Origin of the sequence: Pseudoxanthomonas mexicana, assembly GCF_010093385.1 — a bacterium.
In the GTDB taxonomy this organism is placed as follows: Bacteria; Pseudomonadota; Gammaproteobacteria; order Xanthomonadales; family Xanthomonadaceae; genus Pseudoxanthomonas_A; species Pseudoxanthomonas_A mexicana.
This window is the reverse complement of the sequence record NZ_PDWV01000020.1, coordinates 44,031-65,936: the sequence shown is the minus strand read 5'-3', so window position 1 is coordinate 65,936 and position 21,906 is coordinate 44,031. Positions and strand designations below refer to the sequence as shown.

26 protein-coding genes and 1 pseudogene are annotated in these 21,906 nt (G+C 65.8%); 12 read left to right on the top strand and 15 right to left on the bottom strand.

All coding sequences use genetic code 11. The features are described 5' to 3' along the window. Positions 1-338 precede the first annotated feature (338 nt). The 13 genes and pseudogenes from CSC76_RS09345 to CSC76_RS09285 all read right to left on the bottom strand — a co-directional run bounded on the left by CSC76_RS09345 (position 339) and on the right by CSC76_RS09285 (position 7,523). Positions 339-1,268, bottom strand: a complete 930-nt coding sequence (locus tag CSC76_RS09345) for a hypothetical protein (protein ID WP_162109753.1) — start codon at positions 1,266-1,268, stop codon at positions 339-341. Between the two features lie 522 nt (positions 1,269-1,790). After that, positions 1,791-3,124: pseudogene (locus CSC76_RS09340) on the bottom strand (zonular occludens toxin domain-containing protein). Between the two features lies 1 nt (position 3,125). Beyond that, on the bottom strand, positions 3,126-3,464 hold the full coding sequence (locus CSC76_RS09335) for a phage coat protein (protein ID WP_162109752.1): 339 nt from the start codon (positions 3,462-3,464) through the stop codon (positions 3,126-3,128). After that, positions 3,449-4,618, bottom strand: coding sequence for a hypothetical protein (locus CSC76_RS09330; RefSeq protein ID WP_162109751.1), 1,170 nt, complete (start codon positions 4,616-4,618; stop codon positions 3,449-3,451). The genes CSC76_RS09335 and CSC76_RS09330 overlap by 16 nt, the downstream gene beginning before the upstream one ends. A 70-nt stretch (positions 4,619-4,688) precedes the next feature. Beyond that, the gene (locus CSC76_RS09325) at positions 4,689-4,850 is read right to left on the bottom strand and encodes a hypothetical protein (protein ID WP_162109750.1); all 162 of its coding nucleotides are present in this window, start codon (positions 4,848-4,850) and stop codon (positions 4,689-4,691) included. Positions 4,851-4,886: 36 nt separating this feature from the next. Beyond that, positions 4,887-5,024 carry a capsid protein gene (locus tag CSC76_RS09320; protein WP_162109749.1) on the bottom strand — a complete coding sequence of 46 codons (138 nt, stop codon included), beginning with the start codon at positions 5,022-5,024 and terminating at the stop codon, positions 4,887-4,889. A gap of 26 nt (positions 5,025-5,050) precedes the next feature. Beyond that, the gene (locus CSC76_RS09315) at positions 5,051-5,296 is read right to left on the bottom strand and encodes a hypothetical protein (protein WP_162109748.1); all 246 of its coding nucleotides are present in this window, start codon (positions 5,294-5,296) and stop codon (positions 5,051-5,053) included. 3 nt (positions 5,297-5,299) lie between these two features. Continuing rightward, positions 5,300-5,593 (bottom strand): single-stranded DNA-binding protein, encoded by a 294-nt coding sequence (locus tag CSC76_RS09310; protein WP_162109747.1) that lies wholly within the window; start codon positions 5,591-5,593, stop codon positions 5,300-5,302. A gap of 5 nt (positions 5,594-5,598) precedes the next feature. After that, positions 5,599-6,627, bottom strand: a complete 1,029-nt coding sequence (locus CSC76_RS09305; protein WP_162109746.1) for a replication initiation factor domain-containing protein — start codon at positions 6,625-6,627, stop codon at positions 5,599-5,601. 64 nt (positions 6,628-6,691) lie between these two features. After that, on the bottom strand, positions 6,692-6,868 hold the full coding sequence (locus CSC76_RS09300) for a hypothetical protein (protein ID WP_162109745.1): 177 nt from the start codon (positions 6,866-6,868) through the stop codon (positions 6,692-6,694). Next, positions 6,861-7,046, bottom strand: a complete 186-nt coding sequence (locus CSC76_RS09295) for a hypothetical protein (RefSeq protein WP_162109744.1) — start codon at positions 7,044-7,046, stop codon at positions 6,861-6,863. Before CSC76_RS09295 ends, CSC76_RS09300 begins: the two co-directional genes overlap by 8 nt. Positions 7,047-7,108: 62 nt before the next feature. Continuing rightward, complete coding sequence (locus tag CSC76_RS09290) at positions 7,109-7,291, bottom strand: hypothetical protein (protein ID WP_162109743.1); 183 nt, start codon at positions 7,289-7,291, stop codon at positions 7,109-7,111. 70 nt (positions 7,292-7,361) lie between these two features. Next, positions 7,362-7,523, bottom strand: a complete 162-nt coding sequence (locus tag CSC76_RS09285; RefSeq protein WP_162109742.1) for a hypothetical protein — start codon at positions 7,521-7,523, stop codon at positions 7,362-7,364. A gap of 163 nt (positions 7,524-7,686) precedes the next feature. Here CSC76_RS09285 and CSC76_RS09280 point away from each other — a divergent pair, with 163 nt between their 5' ends. The 6 genes from CSC76_RS09280 (at position 7,687) to CSC76_RS09255 (ending at position 12,660) form a co-directional block, all read left to right on the top strand. Then, complete coding sequence (locus CSC76_RS09280) at positions 7,687-8,040, top strand: DUF3693 domain-containing protein (protein WP_162109741.1); 354 nt, start codon at positions 7,687-7,689, stop codon at positions 8,038-8,040. 330 nt (positions 8,041-8,370) lie between these two features. Continuing rightward, positions 8,371-8,796 (top strand): GntR family transcriptional regulator, encoded by a 426-nt coding sequence (locus CSC76_RS09275; protein ID WP_202923508.1) that lies wholly within the window; start codon positions 8,371-8,373, stop codon positions 8,794-8,796. Further along, positions 8,793-9,677: an ABC transporter ATP-binding protein gene (locus CSC76_RS09270; protein WP_162109740.1), complete on the top strand. Its 885-nt coding sequence runs from the start codon at positions 8,793-8,795 to the stop codon at positions 9,675-9,677. Before CSC76_RS09275 ends, CSC76_RS09270 begins: the two co-directional genes overlap by 4 nt. After that, complete coding sequence (locus CSC76_RS09265; protein ID WP_162109739.1) at positions 9,674-10,360, top strand: ABC-2 transporter permease; 687 nt, start codon at positions 9,674-9,676, stop codon at positions 10,358-10,360. Before CSC76_RS09270 ends, CSC76_RS09265 begins: the two co-directional genes overlap by 4 nt. Positions 10,361-10,370: 10 nt before the next feature. Further along, positions 10,371-11,528 (top strand): acyltransferase family protein, encoded by a 1,158-nt coding sequence (locus CSC76_RS09260; protein WP_162109738.1) that lies wholly within the window; start codon positions 10,371-10,373, stop codon positions 11,526-11,528. A 49-nt stretch (positions 11,529-11,577) separates the two neighbouring features. Further along, positions 11,578-12,660: an alpha/beta fold hydrolase gene (locus CSC76_RS09255; RefSeq protein WP_162109737.1), complete on the top strand. Its 1,083-nt coding sequence runs from the start codon at positions 11,578-11,580 to the stop codon at positions 12,658-12,660. 57 nt (positions 12,661-12,717) lie between these two features. On the opposite strand, the gene CSC76_RS09250 is transcribed toward CSC76_RS09255, so the two are convergent. Together CSC76_RS09250 and CSC76_RS09245 are read right to left on the bottom strand one after the other, a co-directional pair. Further along, positions 12,718-13,983, bottom strand: coding sequence for a ferredoxin reductase family protein (locus CSC76_RS09250; RefSeq protein WP_162109736.1), 1,266 nt, complete (start codon positions 13,981-13,983; stop codon positions 12,718-12,720). Between the two features lie 89 nt (positions 13,984-14,072). After that, positions 14,073-15,074: a glucokinase gene (locus tag CSC76_RS09245; protein WP_162109735.1), complete on the bottom strand. Its 1,002-nt coding sequence runs from the start codon at positions 15,072-15,074 to the stop codon at positions 14,073-14,075. Positions 15,075-15,231: 157 nt separating this feature from the next. Between CSC76_RS09245 and CSC76_RS09240 the strand changes: the two genes are divergently transcribed. From CSC76_RS09240 to CSC76_RS09215, 6 genes are all read left to right on the top strand, one after another. Further along, a complete protein-coding gene (locus CSC76_RS09240; protein WP_238394923.1) occupies positions 15,232-15,639 on the top strand; it encodes a CopL family metal-binding regulatory protein in 408 nt (135 codons plus the stop codon). Positions 15,640-15,740: 101 nt separating this feature from the next. Then, positions 15,741-17,543, top strand: coding sequence for a copper resistance system multicopper oxidase (locus tag CSC76_RS09235; RefSeq protein WP_162109733.1), 1,803 nt, complete (start codon positions 15,741-15,743; stop codon positions 17,541-17,543). After that, positions 17,540-18,454, top strand: a complete 915-nt coding sequence (locus CSC76_RS09230; RefSeq protein ID WP_162109732.1) for a copper resistance protein B — start codon at positions 17,540-17,542, stop codon at positions 18,452-18,454. The genes CSC76_RS09235 and CSC76_RS09230 overlap by 4 nt, the downstream gene beginning before the upstream one ends. A gap of 11 nt (positions 18,455-18,465) precedes the next feature. Next, positions 18,466-18,993, top strand: a complete 528-nt coding sequence (locus CSC76_RS09225; RefSeq protein WP_202923507.1) for a DUF411 domain-containing protein — start codon at positions 18,466-18,468, stop codon at positions 18,991-18,993. 90 nt (positions 18,994-19,083) lie between these two features. Continuing rightward, on the top strand, positions 19,084-19,479 hold the full coding sequence (locus CSC76_RS09220; protein WP_162109731.1) for a heavy metal-responsive transcriptional regulator: 396 nt from the start codon (positions 19,084-19,086) through the stop codon (positions 19,477-19,479). Positions 19,480-19,601: 122 nt separating this feature from the next. Next, complete coding sequence (locus tag CSC76_RS09215; protein WP_238394924.1) at positions 19,602-21,863, top strand: heavy metal translocating P-type ATPase; 2,262 nt, start codon at positions 19,602-19,604, stop codon at positions 21,861-21,863. Positions 21,864-21,906: the final 43 nt, after the last annotated feature.

The following is a 21,906-nucleotide window of genomic DNA, read 5'->3' as shown; positions in this document are numbered from 1 at the left end:
GCTCGACCGCGCGGGCTCAAACGGGCATGTTTATGCAGGTTCATCCGGGGCTCCTGGGGGCTGGGTTGGCTTCGCAACCCCCATCTTCCAGAGATGCCCCGGATGAACAACCTACCGAGAGATCACACCTAGTCAGCCCAGAACGCTACAGGATCACGCCAGAGCGCCTGGCCGGCATCCTCTGGCGTGACTCGATGGAACTGCGACGTGCGGGGCTGCGCTCGCGTCGTGAGGCGGAAAAGCCCGTTCGGTGTGGACCGGTGAAGGTCGTCGTTGTGGACCTTGCCGACTGGCATGCACAGCATTTCGGAACCCGCGCAGGTTGAAGTGCGTTGCGGCTAATCCACATCAACATCTATGTGCTTCATCCCGTCGCGATAGGCTTGCTTGATGTCCTCCACATCGATGCGGGCGTACTCCAAGTATGACCAATCGCCCGGCTTGTCGACGCCAACATCCTGACGCAAAGACGAGATTAGACGATTCAACTTGCCTTGCAGCTCTATATGCGCTAACAGGCAGTCGTAAGCGTACTGAGATCGATAAGCCAAAAATTTGGGGAATGCCTCATTCGCTTCTTGTGAGAACTTCTCATGCTGTTGCATCTGAAAATCAATGAATCCTTTTAGGCTCTCCATCTCTCTTTCAGTTGTCCCAGCAATAACGGCAGCGCGCTGTTGAGCAACTAACTGGTCAGCCTTCTCCATAGCTCTCCTAGACTGTTCTAGTGGTATGGAGTGATCGGTGTACGCATCCATCAACTGAATTCTTCGAGGCACCAGCTCGAAGAACCTATGTCCGGCATCTTTGATTAGGCCAGTGAGAATCTCAACAGTTTCCCTATTCGCGACCACATATGCACGCAACGCCTTGTTTGTTCCGTCTTGAAACTTCTTCGCTATGTCAGTCTCAGAGAGAGTTTCGTTACTAAGCAAAGTGAGTGATCCGATAGCCTCAATTGCGCCCTCGGCCGCGTGCATCAATGCTTCTCGTCTAAGCTCAAACGTTCGCGTTGATGCGCTTTGCTCGCGCTCAAAGTCCGCCCTGCGATTGCTCAGTATCCAAGTAACGAACAGCGCCAAGCATCCACTAACAAAGGAAAAGACACTGGCAATAACAACGCCCTGAATCGTGTCCGATAACGAGTTGAATGCGTCGGCGAGACTGCTCAAGAAAGAGGATGGAAAATTCGCAAGAAAGCCCAACATAGCTTCAGCCTCCGCGGCATCTCTGCCAACCGTCATTGCCCCAAAGTTGCTGCCACCCATTCGAAAGCTTCCGCATGGCCTGGCCGCCGATACAGATGATTCCAGTTCGCCTGCCTTCCGGTGAGCCTAAAGGCGGCAAATCAACGATGCTAGATGATGGGCCGGGGCGGCCGGCTCGGCGCGCCTCCGACTGAATATGGTTCCGTTCCCACTCCTCGCAGAGTGGCTTCATCATAGGGTGAGGATGACTTGCGTAGTTCTCACAGTTGAAGGGTGTGGTGTCCTTCGCAGTTGAGTTATAAGCCGCCTTCGTAGCTGGTGCGACTCGTGGCACACCTTTCCCTTGGGCGGCGCGCGTCTGCGCCAAGCTCGGCGCGATAACGGCGATCAGCAGCAGTATTGCTATCCCCTTCCCCATTGCCATCCCTCCGTGACGACGGGAGCGAGGCTAGCACAGCCGGTGGGCAGGGTGGCGACCGGCCTTCGGAACGGGACCCGCGCGTGAGCATCGTTGGCCAGAGCTTGCAGACATCTAGGCCGCGTGTGGGGCGTTCTGCGTAGGGGCCTTGCCCCTACACCCCGCTAGAGCCCTTTGACCTCACCGGTCCACGTGTCTGTCGTGTAGCCGGGGCTGCGCGGGAACACGTCGCCACGGGTACCGGGGGTGTATTCCACAACGCCGCCAGGGGCGGCAGTGCCGGCCTCACTCGCTGCGCTCGCAACGCCAGCACCGCCGCCGCCGTCCAGCCGGTAGAGGCGGGGCTCGGATTCGCGCACGCGCACTTCACGCGGCCAAGGCGTGGCAATGATGGTCTTTTTCCCGGCGACCAAGCGCACGCCGAAGCTGGCCCATGTGGCGGTATAGCCCAGCTCCTCCAACGCGGAGACTTCAAGGCTTTCAAGCGTGACGCCTGAGTCATCGACCCACTGACCCAGCCACGGATACGGTGGCCAACATCGGCGCGGCTGGCCAGGCGCGCCCTGCCCTTGTCCGATAGCTCGGCAACGAAACGCTGCTCGGGCGTCAGCCCTTCGTATGGGTCCACCTCGACGGGCTCGGCCTGGGCCGGCTCAGGCTCGACGGCAGCCGGCGCGGAAATCGTCTCCGTGCCGACATGATTGCCTTCCAGGTCGAACGACTGCACCGTCTCGACTTTGGCGGGCTCGGGTTCCTTTTCCTTGGCGGTCACGCCGTTGAAAAAGTAGCTCAGGAAGAAGTAGGCGCCGACCAGGCCAACAGCACCCATCACGACGCCCTTTGCCGCCAGCAGCTTCCAAACGTTGCTGCCGCCTTCCTCGTAAACCTCGGTGTTCTCCGCACCGGGTGCGTAGCCATCATAGAGCGGGAAAATGTCAGGCTCATACTTGAACGTCTTACCGCCGACCTTCTCAAACTTCATCGGCCCGACCGAGTGATACAACGTCGCGCGATAGCGATTCTTCATGCCAACGGCGGTCAGCTTCTGGAACACCGTTTTGCGCTCGATGCGGGCCTTTACGGCATCGTGCACGCGGTTGATCCATTGAGTCATGATGACCGCATCGCCGCCGTTCTGGCCGAGCAGCGCCCAGAAGTTCTCGACCGGATCAGGCAGCGGCGCGCGGCTCTTGACGTAGAACTCATGCACCTCATCCACGACGATCAATGCATCCTTGAATTCGTCGGGAATTGTCCACTTGCCAGTTTCGTCCGGCACGCACTTGAAGGTGGACACTACGTCCTTCGTTTCGACGTGCACCAGCAGGTAGCGCACGTCCGCCTCGGACATGCCCAGGCGTTTCGCGATCAAGTCGTGACGCAGGCCATTGAGACGGGCAAAAACACGCCGGCCCTTTTTCAGGGCCGGGAGAATGTGGTTCTTCACCGCGTCGTAGGATTTGCCGGCGCGCGGTACGCCTTCGTTGAATACGAGCATGTCACCACTTCCCGAAGGTCAGAATTTTGCGGCTGATACGAAAGGCGAGCGCAGCGGCGAACATCGCGCAGCACTCGCCGATCTTGAAGGTCTGGACCGCCCAGCCGATTTCGGGGCCTGCGTTGGCGAGCAGCGACCCGACGCTGTAATTGGTGAGAAAGCTGGGCACTGGCAATGCTTCGAAAGCCAGCGCGACAAGCTCCAAACCCTGCTCAAGGGCGTAGATCACCATGTCCATGACGAACGCCTCGAAGGCGTCCCACACGCGCTGAATCTGCTCTTTGATCCAGTCGGTCAGATCACTGAGCCACCCGGCACGCATCATCACGATAGTGCCCATATCGCCGCTCCGATAGCTGCGCCCGCAAGAAGCACCCAGCCGATATAGCTAAGGGACTGAGCAATGCCGCCCGAGCAATGCTGATCCAGGGTCATGCTGTCCCAATAGTCCGACGCCGGGACGGTGAACACCGGACACGCACCACCGACGTTGACGGTAAAGAACGAATCGACCGCCGAAATGATCGGTGACGCACCGACGCGGCTCCGAAAGTTGTTGAAGACGCTCCCCACCGTCTTGTCGCCATTGCCGTCATACAGATCCCCTACCCCGCTGCCGGGCGTGCCGGGACCGTCATCCTCGCCTTGGTCGTCGCCGGGGTTCTCGCTGCCATCAGGATTCGTCGTTCCGCCGCCGTTGCCCTCGGTGCCGTTGCTGGACGTGTAGTTGTTGGTCGTGTAGTTGGTGATATCACCGTTGTTGTTGGTGATCGACGTGGTGCCGCTGCCGGTGACTTCCCAATTGCCGTTGTTGGGCGGTGGGATCGGCGGCGGATTGTTGGGCTTGCCCTGCGGCGACTTCGTAGCGCCTTCGTTGCCGCTAACCTTCGTGCCGGTCTCATTGGGCGACCAACAGAACAGCTTGCCGGTACTGGCTTGCGCGCAATGCTTGCCATCCTGGGTAACGCACTGCGTCAAGCCGCCCTGCGTCTTGCAGAACGGCGAGGTTATCTGTGACGGCCCGGTGCCGCTATCGCAAACGCCGCCGTCTGGCGAGTTGCCGCCAGGGCCTTCCTTGATTGAGAAGGCGCCGGGAGTGCCCGAGTGGATCGTTACGGTCGTCCCACCGGAGGAACCAGCGCCGCCATAAGAGCAACCATCCTTACAGATGGCGCTACCACCATCGAGAGAGAACCAACCGGCGCCGAGAGGCGGCATAGCCGAACACGCGACGGTGAACCGGTGATAGCTCGATCCGGACATGCCGGCCATGCTGTGCGAACACGACCAGCCAGAGTTACTGACGCAGGAATAGCCATTGCCAGACTTGTTGCAGGTGCCACCACCGGCAGCGCCCGCGGCTGCCTGCATGCAGCCCTGATACGCAAGCCCTTCGTTAGGGTAGCTCGTTTCCCAAGGAACAGATTGAGCGACGGCCAGCGGCGCAATGACGAAAAAGGCGGAGAGGACGATAAGGCGCAGAATCGCGTTCATTTGGAATCCAGCCCTTTGACGACGGCGACGCCAGCGAGCAATCCGAACAGGCCGCAGAACAGGCACAGGATCACAGCTTGCCCCTGATGTATCGACCGAGGAAGAACTTGGCGACGATGGGCGTTGCCCACAGCGCGAAGCGAATATGTGCGTAGGTCATCGCGGCACCGAATAGTGCCCAGACGATGTGTTGCGGCTCCAGGCCGTTGATGATGTTGATGAAGGGGATCATGCAGAAAGGGGGAGGGAATCCCCTCCCCCACCCCGATCAGCGGCCGAAGAAGCCGGCGACCTTCCGCGTGCCCCACACCACGAAGCCCACCAGGGCCGAGATCGAACCCGCACCGATCACGGCGGCGGTGGCGGTGGCGGCGCTGAGGCCTTCCAGGATGCCCGAGAAATCCATTGCATTGCTCCTCTGTTGGTGACCGGCTAATGGAAGAAATTGGCGACCGCGCCGGTCATGCGGGCGACCAAATACATGGTGACCACGAACCCGAAAGTCCCGACGAACCACCCTGCGGCTTGTTCGGGCGTGGGCACTGCAAATGCTTGATTGATGAGCCCATACACAGCGTGTTCGCTGCTGCTCACCAGTACGTAGCCCGTGCAGGCATCGACAGCCTGGCCCGTGGGGACCAGGGTGCCGTCAGGTTGCAGGGCTACGCACAGGGCCATGACTCAGGCAGCCAGCTTCTTCGCCTGCGTCGGGACCGGCTCCCAATGCTTGGCGCGGTTGCTGATGGACAGCGCACCGAAATCGCCGACCCAGTAGGCCGAGGGCTTGGGCTGGTAGTCGCCGACAGCAAGCGGAGCATCGCCCTCCTCATGCTGCAACGTGATGCGGCGCGTCTCGCCGTTCGGCAGCTTCACGTACGCCGGCTGTTCGTGGATGCTGTACGCGTTGCCGGTCTTGCGGCTGACGCCGCTCTTCACGTTGATGTTGGCGTCACGGACTTCGACTTGCAGGCTCATCTTCATCACTCCTGGCCTTTCTGGCCTTCGATATGCCCCACCGGGGCGAAAAGGATTGCCGCGAGCAACTGGGCGGCATCTTCGGGACGCGGGCACCAGGCCGGCAGCGAGGAACGCGCCGTGCCCAGTACCAGCTTGGATAGCGTCGCCTCATCACCACCGGAGGCATGCAACATCGCGTTGAGCATCGGGCCGTACTGGCGACGGAAATTCATCACCGCACGCTTGCAGTTAGCCAGCACCTTTTCCGCCGCGATGCGCAGGCGTTCGCCGATGCCCTCCACGAAATCCAGCACGGGGTACGCCCCGACCAGGTAGGGCGCCGGATCGACCAGCATGTCGAGCGGCAATTCACGGCGGTTGCTGGCGTGGAACTCGCCTTCATAGCGGACCCACGGCGATTCGGGGTCACCCTGCTCCCTGCCCTTCTCGTAGACGCGCAACTGGTTTTCCGAGGTGCGGCTACCGACGTAAAACGTCTTACCGGTGCGGTTGCCCATGTCATCGATCAAGCGCGCCTTAGGACGTTGGCCGCGACGATCGAACGCACCTTCGTTGTATCGCTCGATGGCCCAGCTAATCGGCCAGTGACCCGCGAAGTCGTCTGCCGCAATATCGACGCGCGTCAAGCGCGCATCGACAGCGCCCAGCAGCGAAGCGAGCGACGACCACCGCTGCGCATGGTCGCCGCCGCTGCTGGCTTCATACAGGCGGCAGCCATCACCAGTAAGCTCGATCCGTCCTGTGCGCGTGCCGTCCTGACGCATCGTGTGCGTGCCGCCGAACTCCAACAGGCCCACGTGTTGATCGCAGGAACGGAGCGCAACGCGCCAGTTGAAGAATCGGCCGCGTGAGGGTTCGCCCAGGTCGAACAGGTCAGGCACGAAATGCCGCGTAAGGATGGACGCCACGTCCAGCACACAGACGCCGACACGACCGTCCAGATCATCGAACACGGCTTGCGGATCATCGAGGTAGCCGTAGGCATCGAGAACAGCAGAAAGATCGAAAGAAGCGGCTACCCAGTCCAGCACCACCCCGATCCGTTCAGTTTCACTGACTCCCCTGTTAGACGAGGGGAGTCCCGTCCCGAAGACCTCAGCCATAGACCACCGCCGAGCTACCGCGAACGTGCAGTACGACCTGGAACACGCGACGGCCGCGCGTCAGGAAGTTGTACCAACGGCAGTTGGCGATGGCGGCGGGCTCGTCCATGCCGTAGCACGCGACCATGCCCATGCCGCCGACTTCTTCGATGCAGTACCCGTCAGGCACGTTCGCATGCCTCGCGGGCTTCGCGGCGACGCTGATGCGCGGCGATGACCTCACGCACGAACGCGTCACGGTTGATGCGCGAGCGTTCGCGATAGTCCGCAACATACCCACCGGCCAGCACTGCGCCGAAGATCAACAGCACGCCGGAGAACATGGACGCGGCGACGTGCCAGGGCATGTCACCTTGGATGGCGGCAGTACCGCAGAAGCCACCGGCCACGAGAACTATGATGAGCCCGATCATGCAGCACCCCGCGCACGACGAAGCGCGCGAATCCAGCGCGGCACGTGGAGGGTCAGCAGGTCAACGAATTTCTCGGTGACGATGAAGGCGACGACGCCGACGACGGCGGCGGCGAGCATGCCCGCGTAGACCGCTTCCGCGACGGCATCGGCCAAGGCCTGGGTTTCGGCCGGGCTCATGCGTAGCCCTCACCGAGAAGGTAGAGAGCGAGCCCCAGCGCGAGCAACGAGACAGTGAGAAACAAAGCGCTCATGCGAGGACCGTCCAGCAGGCGCCGTCGTCGCGTACGAGGCGGAAGTCGCGGGCGGCGTAGGCCACCTGGAGCCGACGAAGCGCAGCCATTGCGGCGCGCTTGGACTTGGAGGCGAAGACCGATTCGTAACCGGCTAGCGTGTCCTGTACGTGGTACATGGCGAATCCCCTGCCCTAGCGCCCTAGACCCCGCCACGCCGGCCTAGGGCGACCGGGGGCGGGAACCGCCTACGGGTGTAGGCGATGGGCGTGTTATACGCCCCTACACCCGTAGGCGTCAACACCTGTAGGCTACGGGCGTCAACTACGGCCGGAGGCGGATATGGATTGGGCAGAATTCTTTGAGCGCACGCGCGTAGCCGCTGGGGTAGAGAGCTTTTCCAAGCTGGCCCCCATGCTGGAAATCACAGACGGAGCGATCGGCCACTACCGCCAAGGGCGGCGCGTACCTCAGGTCTGGGTAGTCGCGGCCGCGCTGAAAATCCAGGGTCATCCGACCCCGGAGAAGGCGGCAATTGAAATCATGAAGAACGCCGCGCTCACCTCGCCGGAGCGGACGTTTTGGAAGAAGCTGACGGCGACCACCGCGATTGTTTTATGCGCGGTGGCTATGCAGGCAGGCCCTGCTATCTCAAAGGCTTACGCTGTGACCAGCGGCTCAATGCCTATTATGTAAATACGAGCCAAGGATGGCGGGCGCAACTGATCCACGGATGCCCGCCCGGAAACCGCACGAGTCCAAGTCCTTGATCTGCCCAATGTACATGCCTGCCGAAGCCGCCTCGGCTGTGTCCCCGACAGTCGGCCAATGACTCCACATCTGCCCACTCGTGTAGGCACACCCTCTGCTTCCGGCTTCAGGATAGATCCGGATCGTCCCGTTCCACATCGAGTGGCCGGATCGGGCGGCAGACCGTTCCTCCCGGACCCAACTCGGGCATGGCCCGGCTTGACGACCGTGAATAGCTGTGTATATTGACTATGCACACGTGATTCGAAGGATCGCATGTCCACCGAACTCCTGCTGTCCCCGCACTCGGCCACGCCCATGTATGCCCAGATCGTGGAGCAGGTGGTCGCCAAGGTGATGACAGGCGAGTGGAGGGCCGGCGATGCCCTGCCCTCCATCCGCGAACTCGCCGGCAACAGCCAGGTCAGCGTGATCACCGTCAAGCGCGCCTACCTGGAACTGGAACGCGCGGGCGTGATCGTCACGCGCCAGGGCAAGGGGTCTTTCGTCGCCGACACGCTCGATGCCACACAAGCGCTGGCCACCGAAGAATTCGAGCTGCAGTTGAAGGGATTGCTGGACGCGGCCAGGAAGCTGGCCCTCAGCCCACGCGAGATCCTGGATCGGGTCGAACATGCACTGTCCGACCCGCCGCACGCCGCCCAACCGCCCACCGACCCCACCGAAAGGACGCCGAAATGAGTTCCGCCATCGCGTTGAAAGGCGTGCACAAGCAGTACGACGGGTTCGCCCTGCGCGACATCCAACTGGAACTGCCGGTCGGCCAGGTCATGGGCCTGGTCGGCGTGAACGGCGCGGGCAAGTCGACCCTGATGCGCCTGCTGATGGGACTCATCCGCGCCGACGGCGGCGAGGTCGAAGTGCTCGGGCAGCCCCTGCCGCAGGCGCAGGTCGCGGTGAAGCGGGACATCGGTTACGCATCGGACGACATGCGCCTGTACCCCGGGCAGACGCTGCGCTGGCACATGGATTTCATCCGCCGCATCTATCCGGGCTGGGATGAGCGCTACGCCCAGGATCTGCTCACGCGGTTCGACCTGCGAGAGCAACAGAAGCTCGGCGGCTTTTCCCACGGACAGCGCGTCAAGGCCTTGCTGCTGCTGGTCTTCGCCCGCCATCCGCGCCTGCTGTTGCTGGACGAGCCGACCACGGGGCTGGATCCGGTCGCGCGGGGCGAAGTGCTCGAAGCCTTGGCCGATGTGCTGCGCGACGAACAACGCTCGGTGCTGTTTTCCTCGCACAACACCGCCGACATCGAACAGATCGCCGATACGATCACCTTCATCCATGGCGGCGGCATCGTCGCTTCGCGCGACAAGGAATCGTTCCTGGACAGCTGGCGACGGATCCTGTGCCAGGGCGCGTGGACCGAAGGCCTGCGGCACCTGCCGGGCGTGGTCTCCGCGCGCAACAGCGCGCCGCTGATCGAGCTGAAGACGCGCGCATTCGACGAGGCCACCCTGCCCGCGCTCCAGGCGCTGGGCCTTGCGGTGCATTCGGTCGAACCGATGCCGCTGGAGGACATCTTCGTCACTACCGTCCGCGGAGGCAACAACGCATGAACTGGCTCGCATCCGATGCCGGCATGGTCGGAAAACTGATCATCAAGGACTGGCAGGTGTACCAGAAGCAGCTGGCCGGCTACGTCGCCGCACTGCTGCTTGCGCTGGGCCTGGTCGGCATGGGCACGCCGCTGATGGCCGCGGCCGGCGCGTTGCTGCTGCTGGTACTGCTGCTGGTGGTGGGCTCCTACGCCATCCACTCCTCGATCACGGCCGAACGCAAGCAGCAGACCGTGCCCTTTATCCTGAGTCTGCCGGTCACGCCGATGGACGTGTACTGGGGCAAGCTGCTCGCCAACCTCGTCATCTATCTGGTGCCCTTCCTGCTGGTCGTCGCCGGCCTGCTGGCGATGATCCTGACCACGCCGCGCCCGGACGGCACCGTGCCCTGGGTGGTGGTGGTCGCGCTGTTCCTGCTGGCGAACTTCTGCGTCTCGCTGTGCGTGGCGATCGCCGTGGATTCCGAAGGCTGGAATATCTTCACCATGCTCGTGCTGATGACCTTGATTGGGCCATTCATCTATTGGGTGAGCCGCCTCGACGGCATCGTCCAGCACCTGAAGACCGACGAGATCGTCTGGAGCGCGCCCGTGCTGGGGATCGTAGCGGCCGAGCTTGCGGCGATTGCCGTCGCGATCCTGGTCACCAGCTGGATCCACGCCCGCAAGACCTCGTTCCTTTGAGGGCATCGCCATGCAGGCCGAGGACCGCCTCCACTACATGGACCATCTGCGGGCGCTGGCCATGCTGGCCGGTGTGGTGTTCCATGCGGCGCTAGCCTACAGCCCCCTGATGCACCCGATCTGGCCGACGGCCGATACGGGGCGATCCATTGTCGTCGATGGCGCCGCCTGGTTCCTGCACCTGTTCCGCATGCCGCTGTTCTTTGTCGTCGCGGGCTTCTTCGCGGCCTTGCTGGTGGCGCGCAGCGGCCTGGGAGGCCTGTTCCGCAACCGGTGCGCGCGTGTGCTGCTGCCGCTGCTGCTGTTCCTGCCCCTGGTCACCGCCAGCATGTACGGGCTGACACAGCACGCCGCTGCCACGGTCCTGCATCCATCGCCGGTGCTGACCTGGCTGCGTACCTACATCGATCAGCACGACACAATGCCCTTCGTGCCCGGCTGGGCGCATCTGTGGTTCCTGTTCTACCTGATGCTGTTCACGGTGCTTGTCTGGGTTGCGTCCGCGCTGGAACTGCGGCGCATCGGCGACTCGCTCGCGTCGCTGCCGGCGGCCCTGTTGCCCGCCGTGTTGCCGGTGTGGCTGGCGCTGCCGTTGGTCTGGGCCGGTGTCCCCTGGCCTGCGCCCGACGCCCTGCTCCCCTCACTGTGGGCGCTGGTGTTCTTCGGGACGTACTTCGCGCTGGGCTACGGCATGTACACGCGCGCCGACCTGCTCGATCGCCTCCGTCCGCTGTCGTCATGGCTGCTGTACGGCGCGGTCGCGGCCTATGCGCTGCTGTTCTGGTCGAGCCGTGGCTTCACCGCGGCGGTCCGGCCCTCGTCCTGGGGACACGCCCTGCTTCAGGCGTATGCGGGGTGCTGGTTGACGCTGTGGTGCGTGCTCGTGGCGAGAAGATGGCTGGACGTGAGGAACAGGACCCTGCGCTGGCTCGCCGACGCCTCGTACTGGGTGTACCTGGTGCACCTTCCGGTGCTGTTCGCGATCCAGTACGGGCTGCTGGACGTGCGACTGCACTGGAGTGTCAAGTTAGCACTCGCCACCGTGTGCACGCTGGCGGTTTCGTTTGCCAGCTATCAGGCGTTGGTGCGACATACGGTGATCGGCAGGCTGCTCGACGGGAAACTCACGGTCACGGCGCGCCGTCCTGCGGCGGCGGGCTCCGTCTGATGCGATCTTTCCAGTGCCGGACGCAGGTGGACATGAAGGAGCGTGATGCATGAAAAGTTGGCTGCGATGGCTGTTCCGTGCGGCCGGCGCGTGCCTGGCGCTATTGGTGCTGGCCGTGTCGGCGGTGTACCTGGTGCCGGTGCAACCGACCGTGCCCGCGCTGCAACCGCGTGCGGACACGCAGTACTGGCGCATGCGGGGCGGCTACCGCATCGCGTACACGAGACTGGCGCCGCCGGCCGACGTTCCCCGCGCCATGCCGGTCGTGTTCCTGCACGGCGGACCGGGTGGCTACGTGCACTCGTCGGTGATCAAGGCACTGCGGCCGCTGGCCGACGCCGGACATGAGGTCTACCTCTACGACCAGCACGGCTCCGGTCTTTCGGACCGCCTCCTCCACCCCAAGGACAGCGGATTCAACGATCAGATCGACGATCTCCGGGAGATCATCGTCCGGCATCTCGGCGACCGGCGCGTGGCGTTGATCGGGCATTCGCACGGCGCCCGCGTCGCGGCGTACTACGCAGCCCGGTACCCGGGCACGGTCACGCACCTGGTGTTGAGCGCACCCGGGAACCTGGAGCCTGCGCAGTACGATGATCAGGGACGCGCCGTGGTGGAGTCGAGGTTTCCCGTTCCTGAGGCGCTGGATTTCCGTCCGCCGGATGCGGAGCAGTACCGCCGCGACACGGCATTGTCGGCGATGCCGCCCAAGGTGATCCTGGCGCAGGCGATCGCCATGGCCTTCAACGTGAAGACCGTATCGGACATGGAAGCGGATGCCGCATTGAATACGCTGGCCGCGCGCTTCACCCGCAACATGGTCTGCGATCCGCGCAACGTGCAGCCCGAAGAAGGAGGCGCGGGACTGTATGTACGCACCGGTGCGAACTGGTTCGGCGATGTCGCCGATCCCCGCCCGCAGATGCGCCGCTTTCCGGGAAACGTGCTGGTACTGCAGGGACAGTGCGACTTCATGCCCTACGCCGAAGCGTACGAGTACGTGGACCTGTTCCCCAACGCGCGTTACCGGTTCGTCGCCGGTGCCGGGCACATCCTGTGGTGGGAACAGCCTGACGCGTATGCGCAGGCGATCAAGGCCTTCCTCGCGGAAGACGCCCGGGCGCCTTAGCGCGGAAGCGGTGTGGCGCCGCCGGAGTTTCCCGGGCAGCGCATGAATGCCGCCGCCTCAGCGGAACTCGAACAGTTCGTGCTGCAACCGGTCTTCCGCCACGCCGGTTTCGCGCATCAGCTGGCGCACCTGGTCCAGCAGGCCCTGCGGGCCGCAGAAGCTGATCTGCACGCCGGATGCGCCCGCGCGCTCGACCCGTTGCGCGAACTGCTGGCGGAACCCCGCCGAAGACGGCCCCGTCGCGATGTCGACCAGTTCCACGCCCCGCGCACGCGCCATGCCCGGCAGATCCACGGCCTCGGGAAGCTGGCGGCCCGGAGTAAAGAAATGGAAGAACGTCACGCCGTCCAGCCCGGTCGCATCGGCATCGTGAAGCCACGCGATGAACGGCGTCACGCCCACGCCGCCGGCGATCCAGATCTCCTTCCGCCCTGCAGGCACACGCTTGAACCGGCCGAACGGTGCGTAGACCTGCGCCACCATTCCCGGCCGGGCCTCCTTCACCAGCCGTTCCGTGTAATCGCCCAGCGAACGCACCGTGAAGGCGATCCCGCCATCGGCGTCCCCCGCGCTGGCGATGGTGAACGGATGCGGCTCACGCAGGCAGTCGTGCTCGAAGGACACGAATGCGAACTGCCCCGCAAGGAAGGGAATGCGCCGGCCTTCCGGCACCAGCTGCAGATGGACGGCACTGCCGTTGGCCGACCCCGCGCGCAGGCGGTACCGCGCATGCCGCGAGAACAGGGGATACAGCACCAGCTTGTAGGCCGCCCCCATCACGCCCAGCAACGACAGCACGGCCAGCCATGCGCCCGCCGGGCTGGCCAGCACGATGGGCGATTTGAAACTGGCCCAATGCGCGATGACGATCAGGAACAGCGGACCGGACAGCTTGTGCCACCACCGCCAGGTCCGGTACGGGATCTTGCGGTTCAGTGCCAGCAACACGATCAGCATCAGCGACACGAAGCTGAGTTGCCGGACGAGCCGCGTCGCCGCTCCGGGAAGCAGCAGGATGGCGGCCGTCTGCCATTCCGGCGTGCCCGCCTTGAAGACCAGATGGACAGACGCGAACACCAGCGCCCACACCCCGAGCCACTTGTGCGTCTCGTAGACGCGGTCCAGACCGCCGAACAGCGATTCGACCGCCTTCCAGCGTGCTCCCAGGACGGCCGCAAGCGCCATCAGCGACACGGCCGCGACACCCGAACCCAGGCTGAGCATCGCCGTGGTCGGCCAGGTGCTGCCGGGAACCGCCGATGCCGTCAGGCCGAAACTGGCCAGTACCACGGGAATGATCAGGGAACGCGAACCGAGCCGCATGTCAGGTCCGTCCAATCAAAGGGCCAGACCGATTATGGTGGCCCGTGCAGCCGGCGCGCGTTGATCCGGATCAACCCCGTGAACCGCGCTCAGGCCTTCCAGTTCTGCCGATACCAGGCCACGGCCCCCAGCAGCCCCAGTTGCCCATGCTCCACCCGCCACACCGGCACCCGTTCCAACTGCTCGGTCATCACGCCCTTGTTGAGGTAGCGCTGCAGGAAACGGCCGTCGTGCAGGAACTGCGGGATATGCGCTGTCACGCCGCCGGCCAGGTAGACCACGCGCGCGCCGAAGATGATCGCCAGGTCGCCGACCACGCTGCCCAGCCAGCCGCAGAACGTTTCCAGCGTTTCCCGCGCAAGCGCGTCCGACGCCGCCGCGGCCACCAGCGCACCGGCATCCGCATGCACGGGCGAGGCCCCGCGCAGTTCGCACAGGCAGCGGTACAGGTTCATCAGGCCAGGGCCGGACAGCACATGCTCGTTGTGCAGGTAGGGGCGGTCCCGCAACAGCAGGCGCACGATATCCAGTTCCAGCGCATTGCCGGCCGCCAGCGACGCCTGGCCGACTTCCGTCGGCAGTACCCGCGGCGGCTGGCCCTCGATCCAGACCGCAGCGCCCAGCCCGGTGCCCGGACCGATCACCAGCGCCGGCGATGAGGCGTTCGACGCGATCGACGGGGTCAGCGGCGACAGCGTATCGGGCGCCAGCGTGGGCACCGCATTGGCCACGGCTTCGAAATCGTTGATCAGCTGCACCCACGCCAGCCCGGCGCCCGCGCGCGTCTGTTCCACCGACACGGGCCACGGCAGGTTGGAATTGATCAGCCGGTCGCCTTCGAGCACGCCGGCGATGGCCACGACCGCGCCGCGGCACGGCGTGCCGGCCGCATAGTCGTGCAGGATGGAGGCCAGGTCCGGATGGTCGGCGCAGGCGTAGCGGCGGTAGTCGTGGATCTCGTTGCCGCCGTCGGCGTCGATCCAGCCGAGCCGCGCATAGGTACCGCCGACATCCGCCACGATGATGCGGTTGGACACCGGGGCATCCTGGGAGGAATCCGTGCGATCGCCTGTCGGCACCCTGCCCCTCATTGCCGTGCCTGCCATGCGGATACCACGCCACCCAATGCCTGAAGTACGCGCCAAGGATAGCGTGTCGTCGCCTGATCCGGGCACCACCCGGTGCAGCACACGGCGCAACTCACCCTACGTAAACGTACGCTCGCTGGCCATGACGTATCATGCCGGCATGTCCCGGTTCGCCCCCCTGCTCCGTGCCCTGCTCTGCCTGGTGCTGCTGCTCAATGGCACGGCGTATGCGCATGCCGCCACGCGCATGGCGATGGGGGGCACGGCGGCGATGGAACAGGCACACGACGACGTGCCGCCGTGCCACGAGAGCATGGACATGGCCATGCAGGTGGACGAGGAAGGCGCCACTCCCGCCGGCCATCCCGACGGCGATGCGGGCCTGCCCGATTGCTGCAAGGCCGGCAGCTGCGATGGTTTCTGCGCCCAGCACGCACCCGCGCTGGCGTGGCCGGCGTCGTTGCCAGCGCCCAGGTATCTGCAGGCGGAGACACCGGCTTACCTCCCTGCGGCCCATGCCTCGGTGCGCCTTTCGCACCGGCACCGACCTCCCATCCTGGCGGCCTGATGCCGCAGACCGGGCGCGCAACGGCGCACCGGTTCCATCACACGACGGACGGCGCTCGCCGCGCGGGCGACCGTGCGTCCTGACCGACAGGATGCATTTGCATGAAACACGATGAACCCACCGCGGGACGCCTGGGCGCGTTCCGTCCCACACGCCGCCAGTTCGTCACCGGACTGGCCAGCGGCGGCGCTGCGCTCGGCTTCGGCTTGGCGCGCATGCCGGCATCGGCCGGCACACCTGCGCGTCGCGGCGGCGCCGCGCAGATGGCCGGCACCGCGTTCGCCCTGAGCATCGGCGCGATGCCGGTCGACATCACCGGCCGCCGCCGGCCCGCAATCACCGTCAACGACAGTCTGCCCGCGCCCACCCTGCGCTGGCGCGAAGGCGATACGGTCACCGTGCGCGTCAGCAACCGTCTGCGCGACATGACCTCCATCCATTGGCACGGCATCCTGCTGCCGTCGAACATGGATGGCGTGCCGGGCCTGAGTTTCAACGGCATCGGACCGGGCGAAACCTTCCAGTACCGCTTCCAGCTGAAGCAGTCGGGCACCTACTGGTACCACAGCCACTCGCTGTTCCAGGAGCAGGCCGGCCTGTACGGCGCCCTGATCGTGGACCCGCGCGATCCGCCGCCGTACCACCACGACCGCGAGCACGTGGTGCTGCTGTCGGACTGGACCGACCTGGATCCGGCCTCACTGTACCGGCGCATGAAGAAGATGCCGGAGCACGACAACTACTACCAGCGCACGCTGGTGGATTTGGTGCGCGACGCGCGACGCGACGGACTGAAGGAGACCCTCGAGGACCGCGGCATGTGGGGACGCATGCGGATGACACCCACCGACATCTCCGACATCAATGCCCACACCTACACCTATCTGGTGAATGGCGCCTCGCCGGACGGCAACTGGACGGGCCTGTTCAAGCCAGGCGAGAAGGTGTTGCTGCGCTTCATCAACGGCAGTGCGATGACCTACTTCGACGTGCGCATCCCGGGCCTGAAGATGACCGTCGTGGCCGCCGACGGGCAGTACATCCACCCGGTCAGCGGGGACGAGTTCCGCATCGCCGTGGCCGAGACCTTCGACGGGCTCGTCGAACCCACGGGCCAGGAGGCCTTCACGATCTTCGCGCAGGACATGGGCCGCACCGGCCATGCGCGCGGCACGCTGGCCATCCGCGACGGACTGGAAGCGCCGATCCCGGCGCGCGACCCGCGTCCGCTGCTGACGATGGCCGACATGGGCCACGACATGGGTGGCCACGGTGCACACAAGGGCATGGAGGGAGGCTGCGGTGCGATGATGGGCGAAGGTGGCTGCGGCGCGAACATGGGCGCCATGGACCACAGCGCGCACGGCGCACCGTCGAACGCACCGAACCATCCCGCCAGCGAAACCGGCAATCCGCTGGTGGACATGCAGTCGTCGGCCAGCGAACCGAAACTCGACGATCCCGGCATCGGCCTGCGCGACAACGGTCGCCAGGTACTGACCTATGGCGCCATGCGCAGCCTGTTCGATGATCCGGATGGTCGCGAACCCGGGCGCACCGTGGAGCTGCACCTGACCGGTCACATGGAGAAGTTCGCCTGGTCGTTCGACGGCATCCCGTTCGCCAGCGCGGAACCGTTGAAGCTGACGTACGGCGAGCGCATGCGCATCGTGCTGGTCAACGACACGATGATGCAGCACCCTATCCACCTGCATGGCGTGTGGAGCGACCTGGAGGATGCGGACGGCGGTTTCCAGCTGCGCAAGCACACCATCGACATGCCGCCAGGCACGCGACGCAGCTACCGCGTGCGCGCCGACGCGCTGGGGCGCTGGGCCTTCCATTGCCACCTGCTGTACCACATGGAAGCCGGGATGATGCGGGAAGTGAGGATCGAGGCATGAACATCTTCTCCCCCGTCCCGCTCCGCCTCGCTCCGGTCCTTGCCGCCATGCTCGGCGCCGCTGCGCCCGCCATCGCGCAGCATCCCGACCATGGGCAGCATGCGACGCAGGCACAGCCCACCTCCACGCCTGAAGAGCACGCGCATCATGACCACGGCGCCATGCCCAAAGCCACGCCCGTGGCAGCATCCGCGGCGCCGCGCGACCCGATCCCCGCCGTCACCGCGGAGGACCTGGCAGCCGCGTTTCCTGACATCGACCACCACGCCATGCAGCACGCACCCGCGTTCAACCACAAGGTGACCTTCAACCGGCTCGAAGCCTGGGACGCCGACGAAGGCACCGGCCAGGCCTGGGAAGGCGTGGCGTGGTTCGGCACCGATACCGACCGCCTGTGGCTGCGCAGCGAAGGCGAGCGCGTCGGCGGCCACACCGAAAGCGCCGACCTGGAAGCGTTGTATGGACACAGCGTGTCGCCCTGGTGGGATGTGGTGGCCGGCGTGAAGCACGACTTCAAGCCCGGCGACGCACGCAGCTGGGCCGCGTTCGGCGTGCAGGGCATGGCGCCGTACCGTTTCGAAGTCTCGGCGACCGCCTACGTCGGTGAAGGGGGACAGGTCGCCGCCAACGTCGAGGCCGAGTACACGCTGCGCATCACCAACCGCCTGATCCTGCAGCCGCTGGTCGAAGTGGACCTCGCCGCGAAAGACGACCCGGAGTACGGTACCGCGCGCGGATTCACCGGCATCGAAACGGGCCTGCGCCTGCGCTACGAGGTGACGCGCCGTTTCGCGCCGTACGTTGGCATGGTGCACGAACGCGCGCTCGGCGATACCGCCGATCTGCGCCGCGCTGAAGGCGAACCCACGCGCGACACCCGCGTCGTCGCGGGCGTCCGCATCTGGTTCTGACGGAGGACACCATGGAACCTTTCATTGCCCTGCCCCGCCTGCTCCTGCCGTTGCTCGTCGTCACCCTCGCCGCCTGCTCGCAAGCGGTGCCTGCACCGGTGGAAAGCGCACGCGCCGCGATGGCGGCGCCTGTGCCTGGCAAGACGGTGGCCCCTGCCGCGCCGAAGATCACCGTCCATCGCGATGCCTACTGCGGCTGCTGCCACCTGTGGGTCGAACACCTGCGCACCGCAGGTTTCGATGTGGAAGACCGCGTGGAGGACGCGATGAGCCCGGTCAAGGACCGGCTGGGCATCCTGCCCCAGCACGCGTCCTGCCACACCGCCGAAGTGGACGGCTACGTGATCGAAGGCCATGTGCCGGCCGCCGACATTCGCCGCCTGCTGCGTGAGAAGCCGCCGATCCGCGGCCTGGTCCTGCCCGGCATGCCGGTCGGTTCTCCGGGGATGGAGGTGGAAGGCGTCGATGCGCCTGCCTACACCGTGCTGGCATTGAACCGCGACGGCAGCACCACGCCCTACGCGGAACATTCGCCGTGATCCGGAAAGGGCGGCACGGACGCCGCCCGACCCCTTGACTCTGGAGCGTACTCCAGGGTGCAGACTGCAGGTACTTCAAGGAGTCCCCGCATGAACATCGGACAATTGTCCCGCCGCACCGGTATCCCCATCGACACCGTGCGCTACTACGAAAAGCAGCGTCTGCTGCCCCCGCCCACTCGCAGCGCCAGCGGCTACCGGCATTACGAGGCCGACGACGTGCTGCGACTGAACTTCATCCGCCGCGCCAAGGTGCTGGGTTTCACCCTGGACGAGATCCGCGACCTGCTGGCACTGAGCAGCGCACGCGACGGCGACATGGCCGCCATCCGCGCCGCCGCGGCCGACAAGCTGGCCGATGTGGAGCGGCGCCTGGCGGAACTGACCCGCATGCGCGACGGTCTGCGCACCCTGGTGGAGGCCTGCCCCGGCCACGGTGCGCTGGACCAGTGCCCCATCGTCGGTGCACTGGGAGGTGAGGCATGAACCACACGCCCCACTCCCCTGCCGACCGGCCCGCGCCGCCCACCGCGACGCATGCGTGCTGCAGCGGGCACCGCGATGCGCCCAAGGCCGACGATGGCCGCGTCCTGGATCCGGTCTGCGGCATGCGGGTCGACCCCGCCACCACCCCGCATCACGCCGAACATGCGGGCCAGACCTATCACTTCTGTTCGGCCGGCTGTCGCACGAAGTTCGTCGCCGACCCCGCACGCTATCTGCAGCCTTCCCCGCAGGCGGCCGCTCCGCAGGCGCCACCCGGCACGCAGTACACCTGCCCGATGCACCCGGAGATCGTGCAGGACGGTCCGGGCACGTGTCCGCTGTGCGGCATGGCGCTGGAGCCGATGCTGCCTTCGCTGGAGGAAGAAGAGAATCCGGAGCTGACCGACTTCCGCCGGCGCTTCTGGTGGACGCTGCCGTTCAGCGCGGCCACGCTGCTGCTGGCCATGGGCGGCATGTACCTCGACATCATCCCGCCCACCGTGCGCACCTGGCTGGAATTCGCCTTCAGCACGCCGGTGGTGCTCTGGGCCGCCTGGCCCTTCTTCCAGCGCTGGGCGCAGTCCATCCGCCACCGCAGCCCCAACATGTGGACGCTGATCGGTACCGGCGTGGGCGCCGCCTACGGCTACAGCGTGGTGGCCGTGCTGGCGCCGCAGCTGTTCCCGCCCTCGTTCCGCGACCACGGCCATGTCGGGGTGTACTTCGAAGCCGCCGCGGTGATCGTCTCGCTGACCCTGCTGGGCCAGCTGCTGGAGCTGAAGGCGCGCTCGCAGACCTCCGCCGCCATCCGCGCCCTGCTGGGGCTGGCGCCGAAGACGGCGCGGCGCCTGCGCGAGGATGGCGAGGAAGAGGATGTCGAACTGTCGCATGTGCACGTCGGCGACCGCCTGCGCGTGCGGCCCGGCGAGAAGGTGCCGGTCGATGGCGTGGTGGTGGAAGGCCGCAGCCATGTGGACGAATCCATGCTGACCGGCGAACCGATGCCCGTGCCGCGCGCGCCCGGCGACCATGTCATCGGCGCCACGCTCAACGGGGCGGGCAGCCTGGTGATCCGCGCGGAGAAGCTGGGCAGCGACAGCGTCCTGGCCCAGATCGTGCAGCTGGTCGCGCAGGCGCAGCGCACGCGCGCGCCGATGCAGCGGCTGGCGGACCGGGTGTCGTTCTGGTTCGTGCTGGCCGTACTGGGCGCGGCCTTGGCGACCCTGCTGGGCTGGGGCCTGTTCGGTCCTGAGCCCTCATGGACGCATGCCGTGCTCAATGCGGTGTCGGTGCTGATCATCGCCTGTCCCTGCGCGCTGGGGCTGGCCACGCCGATGTCGGTGATGGTGGCCAGCGGTCGCGCCGCACAGTCCGGCGTGCTGTTCCGCGACGCGGAGGCGATCGAGACCCTGCGCAAGGTCGACACGCTGATCGTCGACAAGACCGGCACCCTGACCGAAGGCCGACCGGTCTTCAGCGGCGTGCACGCACTGGCGCCGTTCGATGAGGATGCAGTGCTGCGTCTAGCCGCCAGCCTGGATGCCGGCAGCGAACATCCGCTCGCGCAGGCCGTCGTGCAGGAAGCGCGCCGTAGCGGACTGACGCTCTCGCCAGCGCAGGATTTCGAATCCGGCAGCGGCATCGGCGTGCGCGGCCGTGTCGACGGCCACCGGCTCGCGTTCGGCAATGCCGTGCTGATGCAGGAGGAACGGGTTCCGGTGCAGGCGCTGGAGGCGCAAGCCGGCCGCGCCCGCGAGGAAGGCGGCAGCGTGATGTTCCTCGCGGTCGACGGCGCGCCCGCCGGCAGCATCACGGTGGCCGATCCGGTGAAGGCCAGCACGCCGGAGGCCCTGCGCGGCCTGCGCGAGGGCGGGCTCCGCATCGTGATGGCCACGGGCGACAGCGAACGGACCGCGCACGCGGTCGCCGCGCGCCTGGGCATCGACGAGGTCCACGGCGACGTGCGCCCCGCCGACAAGGCGGCCCTGGTGGCGCGCCTGAAACAGGCCGGGCACCGGGTCGCCATGGCCGGCGACGGCATCAACGATGCCCCCGCCCTCGCCGCGGCCGATGTCGGCATCGCCATGGGCACCGGCACCGACGTGGCCATGTCCAGCGCGCAGGTCACGCTGGTGAAGGGCGACCTGCGCGGAATCGCGCGCGCCAAGGCGCTGTCCGAGGCCACGGTGCGCAACATGCGGCAGAACCTGGCGTTCGCCTTCGTCTACAACGCGCTGGGCGTGCCGGTGGCAGCGGGCCTGCTGGGCCTGTTCGGCGGCCCGCTGCTGTCGCCCATGCTGGCGGCGCTGGCCATGAGCCTCAGTTCCGCCTCGGTGGTCGGCAACGCCCTGCGCCTGCGGCACGCGACGATCTCCGGCGACTGACACGCATGCGGCCGCCCGAGGGCGGCCGCATGTCGATGCGCGC